General features: G+C 48.0%; 8 protein-coding genes. 7 read left to right on the top strand and 1 reads right to left on the bottom strand.

Annotated elements, in window-relative coordinates; genetic code table 11:
- The first annotated feature begins 188 nt into the window (after positions 1 to 188).
- The 5 genes from miaB (at position 189) to lnt (ending at position 5,813) form a co-directional block, all read left to right on the top strand.
- Positions 189 to 1,616 (top strand): tRNA (N6-isopentenyl adenosine(37)-C2)-methylthiotransferase MiaB, encoded by a 1,428-nt coding sequence (gene miaB / locus LDL40_RS16330; RefSeq protein ID WP_300996511.1) that lies wholly within the window; start codon positions 189 to 191, stop codon positions 1,614 to 1,616.
- Between the two features lie 160 nt (positions 1,617 to 1,776).
- Complete coding sequence (locus LDL40_RS16325; RefSeq protein ID WP_300996510.1) at positions 1,777 to 2,829, top strand: PhoH family protein; 1,053 nt, start codon at positions 1,777 to 1,779, stop codon at positions 2,827 to 2,829.
- A gap of 3 nt (positions 2,830 to 2,832) precedes the next feature.
- On the top strand, positions 2,833 to 3,294 hold the full coding sequence (ybeY, locus tag LDL40_RS16320) for an rRNA maturation RNase YbeY (RefSeq protein WP_300996509.1): 462 nt from the start codon (positions 2,833 to 2,835) through the stop codon (positions 3,292 to 3,294).
- 116 nt (positions 3,295 to 3,410) lie between these two features.
- Positions 3,411 to 4,289 (top strand): HlyC/CorC family transporter, encoded by an 879-nt coding sequence (locus LDL40_RS16315; protein ID WP_300996508.1) that lies wholly within the window; start codon positions 3,411 to 3,413, stop codon positions 4,287 to 4,289.
- Between the two features lie 3 nt (positions 4,290 to 4,292).
- The gene (gene lnt, locus LDL40_RS16310; RefSeq protein WP_300996507.1) at positions 4,293 to 5,813 is read left to right on the top strand and encodes an apolipoprotein N-acyltransferase; all 1,521 of its coding nucleotides are present in this window, start codon (positions 4,293 to 4,295) and stop codon (positions 5,811 to 5,813) included.
- A gap of 137 nt (positions 5,814 to 5,950) precedes the next feature.
- On the opposite strand, the gene LDL40_RS16305 is transcribed toward lnt, so the two are convergent.
- The gene (locus LDL40_RS16305; RefSeq protein ID WP_300996506.1) at positions 5,951 to 7,651 is read right to left on the bottom strand and encodes an alkaline phosphatase; all 1,701 of its coding nucleotides are present in this window, start codon (positions 7,649 to 7,651) and stop codon (positions 5,951 to 5,953) included.
- Between the two features lie 257 nt (positions 7,652 to 7,908).
- Here LDL40_RS16305 and LDL40_RS16300 point away from each other — a divergent pair, with 257 nt between their 5' ends.
- Both LDL40_RS16300 and LDL40_RS16295 read left to right on the top strand, forming a co-directional pair.
- A complete protein-coding gene (locus LDL40_RS16300; protein WP_300996505.1) occupies positions 7,909 to 9,396 on the top strand; it encodes a methyl-accepting chemotaxis protein in 1,488 nt (495 codons plus the stop codon).
- Positions 9,393 to 9,923, top strand: coding sequence for a DUF6436 domain-containing protein (locus LDL40_RS16295; RefSeq protein WP_300996504.1), 531 nt, complete (start codon positions 9,393 to 9,395; stop codon positions 9,921 to 9,923). Before LDL40_RS16300 ends, LDL40_RS16295 begins: the two co-directional genes overlap by 4 nt.
- Positions 9,924 to 10,000 lie beyond the last annotated feature (77 nt).

Below are 10,000 nucleotides of genomic sequence, written 5' to 3'. Positions count from 1 at the left end.
AGAGAAAAATCCACTTTATTGCGAACTACAGCATCTAACAAGCTTTTCGCTACAGCCAGCTCTGTATGGACAACCAGAGCAGGAACAAATCCGCCTGAAGCCGATCCACTGCTGGCACTTCAAGCCCTACTAGGATAAAATGCGCGTCCTTTTTCTTGGCGTTAACTTTTTTACGGGCTAGAACACAAATGGGCAAAAAGCTGCACATTAAGACCTGGGGCTGCCAGATGAACGAATACGATTCATCCAAAATGGCGGACCTTTTGGATGCAACTCATGGCTACACACTGACTGAAGAAGCAGAAGAAGCAGACGTGATCCTGCTGAACACCTGCTCTATTCGTGAAAAAGCTCAGGAGAAGGTATTCCATCAGTTAGGTCGCTGGCGTCCGCTGAAGAAGAAAAACCCGGATCTGATTATTGCTGTCGGTGGTTGTGTCGCTTCGCAGGAAGGCAAAGCCATTCGTGATCGTGCTCCTTATGTTGACATTGTATTCGGGCCACAAACCCTGCACCGTTTGCCGGAAATGATTAACGCTGTGCGCGGCGATAAATCGCCTGTAGTGGATGTATCCTTCCCTGAAATCGAGAAGTTTGATCGTCTGCCAGAACCTAAAGCCGATGGTCCAACAGCTTTCGTGTCTATTATGGAAGGCTGTTCTAAGTACTGTACCTTCTGTGTGGTGCCTTACACCCGTGGAGAGGAAGTCAGTCGTCCGCTGGATGATGTCTTACTGGAAATTGCTCAGCTGGCTGAGCAAGGCGTGCGTGAAGTCAACCTGTTGGGTCAAAACGTCAACGCCTACCGAGGTGCAACTTTTGATGGTGGCATTTGCCACTTCTCCGAGTTATTGCGTTTAGTCGCAGCTATAGATGGCATAGACCGTATTCGTTACACCACATCGCATCCTGTTGAATTTACAGACGATATTATCGAAGTGTACCGTGATGTGCCTGAGCTGGTCGATCACCTGCATTTGCCTGTGCAATCGGGTTCAGACCGTATTCTGGCTCTGATGAAACGGAACCATACCGCTATCGAATACAAATCAAAAATTCGTGCACTGAAAAAAATCCGCCCGAATTTAAGCATGTCGTCTGACTTTATTATCGGCTTCCCTGGTGAAACCGCAGAAGACTTCGAAGCCACTATGGATTTAATCAAAGCAGTCAACTTTGACATGAGCTTTAGCTTTGTTTACAGCGCCCGTCCTGGTACGCCTGCGGCAGATTTACCGGACGATGTGTCAGAAGACGAGAAAAAACAACGTCTTTATATACTGCAGGACCGTATAAACCAGCAGTCATTACAAATTGCCCGTGCTATGCTCGGCACTGAACAACGTATTCTGGTCGAAGGCCCGTCGAAAAAAGACATTATGGAGCTGACCGGACGCACTGAAAACAACCGCGTGGTGAACTTTGAAGGTTCACCGGATATGATTGGTCAGTTTGTTGATGTTTTAGTGACTGATGTCTTTACCAACTCATTAAAAGGTAAAGTGATCCGTACTGAAAAAGACATGGATTTACGCCGCGAAGTATCGCCACAGCAAATTATGGCGGCCAAAGCAGCAAAAACAGACGAATTGGGAGTGGCGACTTTTACTCCTTAAGAAGATATCTTCACTACACCAGCCAAAGTAATTGGCGTTGCAGCATGACGACAAGGGCAGCAGTCCCCGGGAGCATAGTCCACTATGTGACTGGGGCTGGCGTTCGAAGTCAACAAAGCTGCGGCGTCTGATACTAAGGCTGCACAAATGAGACAGAGCATTGGATAATCCGATCACCAGCTTAGAATTTTCTCTCTCCCCTTTTGAACCTCAGCGTCTGGCTTTTTTATGGGGCCCCTTTGACGATAACTTACGTCAGATTGAACGCCGTTACCGGGTTCAGGTGTCCTACCGCGATAACCAGCTGCGTTTAGTGGGTTTAACCGACCAGCTGGAGCAGGTAAAACACATTATCGAAACACTCTATGGCGAAACCGCCAATGCCCAGGGCAAAGCTGTGCCTTTAAGCCCGGAGCAAGTGCATCTGGTGATCCAGCAACAGCAGCAGGAACCTACAGAACAGCAGTTTGACGAAGAGCAGGTCAGTATCAAAACCAAAAAAGGCGCAGTCAAAGGCCGTAACGCCAATCAAAGTGCTTATGTGCGCAATATTCAGCGTCACGACGTGACTTTTGGCATAGGCCCTGCCGGTACAGGCAAAACCTATTTAGCTGTGGCTTGTGCTGTTGATGCGCTGGAAAAAGGTGAAGTGCGCCGTATAGTGCTGACCCGCCCAGCGGTTGAAGCAGGTGAGAAGCTGGGCTTTTTACCAGGTGATTTAGCTCAGAAAGTCGACCCTTACTTAAGACCTTTGTACGACGCTTTATTTGACATGTTGGGTTTTGAAAAAGTCGAAAAGTACTTAGAGCGTGGCGTGATTGAAATAGCGCCTCTGGCTTATATGCGTGGCCGCACTCTAAGCGATGCGTTTATTATTCTGGATGAAAGCCAGAACACCACGGTCGAACAAATGAAGATGTTCCTGACCCGTATTGGCTTTAACGCCAAAGCGGTGATCACAGGCGATATTACCCAGGTCGATTTACCACGAGGCCAATACTCAGGCTTAAAACATGCGATGGACGTATTGTCCGCTGTACCTGAGCTGAGTTTTAACTTCTTTAAAGCCAAAGACGTGGTGCGTCATCCTGTGGTACAAAAAATTGTGATGGCGTACGAAGCTTTTGAAGAGAAAAAGCAGCAGGCTCTTGAAGCTGAAAAACAAGCAGCAAAAGAAGCCGCCCAGGCTGCAGCTACTACGAGTAAAGACTAAAGCATGAGTATTACCCTGGATTTACAACTGGCGAGCGAAGCGCCGAACCTTCCGACAGAAGCTCAATTTCAGCAATGGCTGGAAGCCGCTATTTTGCCGTTTCAGGAGATAGCGGAAGTCACAGTGCGTATTGTCGACGAAGCAGAAAGTCAGCAATTAAACTTTGAGTATCGTGAAAAAGATAAACCGACCAATGTACTGAGCTTTCCTTTTGAGCTACCGCCTGGTGTCGAAGAATTGCCATTATTGGGTGATTTAGTGATTTGTGCTCAGGTGGTGGCTGCAGAAGCGGCTGAGCAAGGCAAAGCATTAGATCATCACTGGGCTCATATGGTGGTGCACGGTTGCTTGCATTTATTGGGCTTTGACCATATAAATGACGCAGACGCTGAAGAAATGGAAGCTGAAGAGATTCTGATTTTGCAGCAATTGGGCATAAAGAACCCTTATATTTTAGAAGATTAACTGTTATTTTAATTTCCTGCGTACCTGAAGCTGCAGCCAGAATGACTTTGTTCTTTTGCTGCAACACTACTGCTTTGGGTATTGTGTTTTAAACTACTTGGAGCTTAAGTTCACTCATGGGTGACGACCATTCCCACTCTAGTCGGGGTTCTGCCGCCAAATCATGGCTGGAGCGTATAGCCGCGATTTTTACCGCAGAACCACAGGATTTATCTGATCTGGTTGAAGTGATCAATGAAGCGGCCATGCGCAAGCTGATTGATAACGACACTCAAAGTATGTTGCAGGGTGTTTTGGATGTATCCAAAATGCGCGCCCGTGACATTATGGTGCCTCGTTCACAGATGGCCACCATTAACATTGACCAGTCGCTTGAACAAATGATGCCGCTGCTGCTGGAAAATAACCACAGCCGTTATCCAGTGGTCAATGAAGACAAAGACCATATCGAAGGTATTTTGCTGGTCAAAGATTTACTGCAACATGCCTTGCAAGGTAGCACCGAATGGAGCCTGCGCGACTTATTGCGCCCTGCCGTTATTATCCCGGAAAGTAAAAGGGTCGATGCCTTACTGAAAGAGTTCCGGCAGAAACGTTACCATATGGCCATAGTGGTTGATGAATACGGTGGTGTGTCTGGTTTAATTACCATTGAAGATATCCTTGAACAGATTGTCGGCGAAATCGAAGACGAACACGACGATGAAGAAGATGTCGATATCAAGAAAATGGCCAGCCACGTTTATCAGGTCAGTGCTTTGACTCCTGTGGACGAATTTAACGAAAGTTTTGGCACTAATTTCGATGAAGAAGAAGCTGGCACCATAGGTGGCATAGTACTGCACGCTTTTGGTCATATGCCGGAAAAAGGTGAAACCATTGAACTGCAAAACCTGACCTTTAAAGTCAGTAAAGCCAATAACAGAAGGTTGGTGCAGTTACAGGTGATCCGAGCGAAAACCACCATAGAAACTTCAGCGCCACAGAAGGATTAACTTTTGCTGTTGTCAAAAACCTCCTGGTTTCCAGCCCTGCTTTTAGCAGGGCTGGGTGCATTAAACACCTTAGCTTTTGCCCCATTTAGCTACCATATGCTGCCGCTGCTCACCTTATTGGTATTGGCGTACTGCATACAACAAGCTCAAAGCCCTAAACAGGCTGCTATTTTTGGTTATGCCTATGGCTTGGGTTGGTTTGGTGTAGGTATTAGTTGGGTCCATGTCAGTATTGCCACTTTTGGTGGTATGCCTCTGGTGGCCAGTCTGGCCATCATGGCGCTGCTGGTGGGCTACTTGTCTGTGTTCCCTGCCCTTGCGACCTGGTTTAGCTGGCGTTTCCGTGGCAACTTCTGGTTTCCGCTGCTATTAGCATCCAGCTGGTTTATCGTTGAAAATCTGCGATCCTGGTTCTTAACGGGTTTCCCCTGGTTATCTGTGGGTTACAGCCAAACCGATGGCTGGATGGCGCCCTGGGCACCTGTTATAGGCGAAACTGGCATTAGCTTTTTAATGCTGTTAATCGCGGGCTCTGTTGCTGTTGCTGTGCAACGTAAACTCTGGGTGTGGCCAGCTATTGCGTTCTTAATTCTGGCGGTCAGCCCTGGCCTTCATCTGCTCAAAGGTTGGCAGGAAACTGGCGCTAAAGTAAAAGTAGCATTGGTACAGGGCAATATAGCGCAGGAATTACGCTGGGATCCGGAGCAGGAAGCCATCACCATGCGCAAATACATGGAACTGAGTCGTCCTTATCTGAATACAGATATTATGATTTGGCCTGAAGCTGCTATCCCCCAATTAGAGCCTCTGGCGTTAGCCTATTTATTTAATTTGGATATGCTGGCTGCAGAAAACAATACAGCTGTAGTGACAGGTATTCTGGATTATAAAGAAAACGGCGATGCCTATAACGGCATGATAGTGCTGGGTAAATCCGGCGAAAAAACCACAGGCGGCGATTACAGATACAGCACTAAAAACCGCTACCAAAAACATCATTTATTGCCTATAGGCGAATTTGTGCCCTTTCAGTCGATCCTGAAACATGTGGCACCCTTTTTTAATTTGCCTATGAGTTCCTTTAGCCGTGGCGACTGGCTACAACCTAATTTACAGGCCAATGGCTATGCTTTACTGGCCGCTTTGTGTTTTGAAATTGCCTTTCCTCGCCAGATGATTGCCAATTTTAACGACAACACCGACTTTCTGCTGACAGTCAGTAACGATGCCTGGTTTGGTGATTCGATAGGTCCACATCAGCACTTAGAAATAGCCAGAATGCGGGCTCTGGAGCTAGGTCGTCCTTTGCTCAGAGCAACAAACAACGGCATTACGGCTACTGTGACTGCGGATGGCAAAGAACAGGCGCGTTTGCTCCAGTTTGAACAAGGCGTGTTAACAGCTGAAGTGCCATTGGTACAAGGCCGTACTTTATACAGCCGTTGGAGTGACTGGCCTGTACTTATTGTCAGCCTGTTCTCTGTTGGATTGTTAAGTTTTAGACGTTATAGCCTTCGTACTTGAAGCTGCCGCTTCGTTGACTGCACCATCTAGCCCCAGTCACATAGGTAGCTATGCTCCTGGGGACTAGCCGGCTTGTCGCCTCCCTGCAACTCCAATTACTTTGACTACTACTCAGACTTGATTTTTAGTTTTCACGGCTAGAGCTTATAGCTCTGCTGGTGTCCTAACCTGGTTTGATACTGCTTTTTCGTGATGTCATCGACAAAAAACCAGCGAGCATCGACTTGTGCTTTGCTAAAGGCTACCAACAAATAACCACGTTGATGCAAATTACAGTACTCCAGCTCGTCAATCAGAGTCGGCAGCACAGCGGCTAATTGCTCCACTTGTGTGGTGTTCAGCTTCAGATAGGTTTCAATACCAGGCGAGCTGACAGAAGGCGTGGCCAATTCTATACCTACTTTATTGCCTTGCTGATCATGCAAACTGGCAGCCCAGGCGTTATGTGTATCGCCGGCCAGCACCACCAGTTGTTTGTTCTGCTGTAGTGCTGTTTTATAAATCACTTCACGCTCGTACGGATAACCGTCCCAGGCGTCCAGGTTGTAAGCGACAACAGACTCAATACGTTTTTTGTCCTCTGCAGTCAGGCTGGTATCTCCTTTGGCAACACGCTGTTTTAAGGCGGTTAACTGAGCTATTTTGTCGACTAACTCTGGGCCAGGTTTAGAAAAGGCAGACAGCAACTCTGAGGGAAACATCATCTTCGCCATCAACACCTGCTGCCCCAGCACCTGATACTGAGCTTTAGAGCGCAGCAGTTGCGCCTGCAGCCATTGCTGCTGTTTTTGTCCCAGTAAAGTCCGCTTTGAATTGGTTAAATCAGCGATAAAACGCTGACTATCAAAAGCGCCACTGGTTTTATCTGTGTAGTGAGCATACTCAAGCTGCTGGTTGCGGCCTTCAATGCGGGTGTCGAGCATATGCAGGTCAACTAAATCACCAAAGGCAAAACTGCGGCTTAAGCTTTGTTGCTGACCCGACACAAGAGGCCGTATTGGCATCCACTCGTAATACGCCTGCAGGGCATTGAGCTTACGCAGCTGATAATCGCCTTCATCCGGCTGATGGTTTTCGGCACCATCTGTCCAGGCATCGTTGGTAATTTCGTGGTCATCCCAGACACAAATAAAGCTGTGATTGGCATGAGCCTGCTGTAAATCTTTGTCACTGCGGTACAAAGCGTAACGTTTACGGTAATCGGTAAGACTGACCATTTCGGCCTGATTATCAGCAGCTAAAGCGCGACCTAACTCCACAGAGCGCTCTGTGGCATAACCACCTTGCTCATATTCGTAAATGTAATCGCCTAAATGCAGCACAGCGTCCAGTTGCTGCTGCGCAACTTGCTGGTAGACATGGAAATAACCAGCCGGATAATTGGAGCAGGACAAGACAGCAAAGCGGACCTCTGACACAGAGCCTGCAGGTAAAGTTTTGCCATGGCCTGTAGCTGAAACCGTATTACTGTCGCTAAAACGATAGTAATAACTGCGGCCAGGCTGCAGACCAGTTAAGTCTACTTTGCAGCAATAATTAGCGTCTTTGCGCGCCAGACAAAGCTGCTGATGCTGCACTTTGCCAAAGTCTGGGCTATCACTGACTTCCAGCAGCAATTGCACTGCATCCACTTGCTGTGCCGGAGTGACTTTAGTCCATAAAATCAGGCTATCTGTTAAAGGGTCGCCACTGGCAACCCCATGTAAAAACTCGATAGCACTGCTGTTTGTCGCAGTGGCACCAGTGCCGCTGCAACCAAACACGCTGCTGCTTAACCATGCGGCTCCTGTGAAAAAAGTGCTGTTTTTTAGAAAATTTCTTCTGCTTAAGTTCGTCATAGTCCCTCCCAAAACGCACTACTGTAGAGAGCTTTAATGATTGTTTGATGACGGAAAATCAGGACTGACCACACTTCGTCTGCTTCTTAATGCAGCTCAACTCAATTGCTGATCCAACAGCGCATAAAAACGTAAAGCCTGCTCTTGCTGAATGCAGCTACACTTTTAGTCTACCGTTTGATTCTTCTGACGAATTGCGCCATCAATTGAATCATAGAATGCAGCAGTAGTCCCCTAGCCAGGCCATAGAGGTTTTTATGTCTATCTACCCATTCCGCCAACAAGCCTTTCGTATCATGAATAGTATTAATCTGGTGCTGATGTTATTGGCATTGGCTTTAGCCAGCTGGCACCAAAGCTGGGGCGCAGCTTTTTTGATCGGTCTGCCCGCTTTGATCGTGCCTTTTCTGTTGTATAAAACCTTAAGGGATCACCGATTGTCGCGTATCGCCTTTGGTGTGTCTTTTATGTTGTTTAGCGCTTTGCATATTCATCAGTCCAACGGCGTAACAGAACTGCATTTTGGCATTTTTGTGCTGCTGGCCGTATTGAGTGCCTTTCGGGACTGGACTGTTATAGCGGCAGCTGCCGTGACTATTGCAGTGCATCACTTACTGTTCGCATATTTACAAATGCAGCATGCCGCTGTGTTTTTAGTACCAGCCCAGGACGCCACTTTTAGTAATGTACTGGTGCATGCCGCTTATGTGGTGGTGGAATCGGCTGTACTTATTATCATCACTTTAAATTCGTACAAAGAAGCTATGGTTGGCCTGGCTTTTTCCGAAACCACTAAAGAGCTGGTGGCTGATCCCGCTCATATTAATTTAACAGTACGTTGCCCAGACATCAGTTCCCGTCTGGTCCTGCAATTTAATCAGGCGCTGGATGGTATTCAGCATACAGTGCAAACTATTAACCAGTCTGTGGCTTTGCTGCATACCGAAAGTGCGCATTTGTCTGAGGACGGCCAGCAACTGGTTGCAGGTATGCATCAACAAAATACTCAGGTGAAACGTATCGCGGCGGCTTCGGAGGAAATGGCGCAAAGTATTCAGGCTTTGGGGGAATTGGCAGCTGCAGTGCTCAGTGCAGCACAACAAGCTGAACAGAGTTCAGTGGCCGGCAAGGACTCAGTTGACCAAACCATAGCGGCGATTTCTACTTTAGCAGTGACGTTGCAGGACGCAGGACAAAAAGTAGACAGCATGGCCTTATCCAGCAAAGAAATAACCTCAGTGTTGGACGTGATCAGAAGCATAGCGGAACAAACCAACCTGCTGGCGTTAAATGCAGCTATTGAAGCGGCCAGAGCTGGCGAGCAAGGCCGTGGTTTTGCTGTAGTGGCAGATGAAGTTCGCACATTAGCAGGCCGCACTCAGCAATCGACAGAACAAATTCAGCGCATGATCCAAACCTTAACTGAGGCCAGTCAAAGCTCTGTCCGATCGGTGCAGCATTGTTTAAGTCAGGTTGACCACACCGTCGGTCTGGCCAAACGTAGCGATGAGCTACTGAATACCATAACAGGGGAGGCTCAGTCTGTAGCACGTTCGGCCGATATCATGGCCGGATCTTTAGAGCAACAACGCCATGCCAGCGCTGAGATGGCACAAGGCGCTCAGTATCTGAGTGACAGCGCCGCTGCTCAGATGCAGCGCAGCGAAAAGGTAAAACAAAGTACGCTGCAGATTGAGCAGGTTGCTAATCAACTGGCCACTGAAGCCAATAGATTCAGCAGTTGAAACAGCAACAAAGGTCTTGGCGGGTAAAAGCCGCAATTGCCTTGCTGCTGCTTTGGCTGGCAGGCAGCGCGGCCGCTTTTTATTGGTTCTTTTTAGGTCATTACGGTGTATTCGATGAGCAGTCTGTATGGCAACATCAGCCACTTCTGCCAGCGCAAGTACAAAGCAAGCTGAACCGGCAACTGTTACCAGACCGCCGTTGGCAAGCGGTGTTAATCACAGACTCACACTGCAGTTGCAGCTCTTATGCCAAAGAGCATCTGCAGCGTCTGCAGCAGCGCCAGCCTGATCTGGCCGTCAAAGAGCTGGAGCTGGCCGAAGCAACGGCACTTGGCATAGACATCATAGCCACACCGCTGTTGCTGCTGTTTCAAAACCAACAGCTGCTTTATGCCGGACCTTTAGCCACAGATTTCATGTGCAGCGACAATGCCAGTGTACTGGAGGGCATTATCAGCGGCCTCACTGTATTACCAGGTTTTTGGCTGAATGGCGAAAGCACAGCTTGCCGATGCAGGGCAAACTGAGTGGATAAAACGGCTGCTATGGCGGGACAGCAGACTTTCATCCAATACCGGCCCACTTTGCTGGTTTTGCTCTGCAC

It is taken from the genome of Rheinheimera sp., from assembly GCF_020217005.1.
In the GTDB taxonomy this organism is placed as follows: domain Bacteria; phylum Pseudomonadota; class Gammaproteobacteria; order Enterobacterales; family Alteromonadaceae; genus Pararheinheimera.
This window is presented reverse-complemented; position numbering and strand designations above follow the sequence as displayed.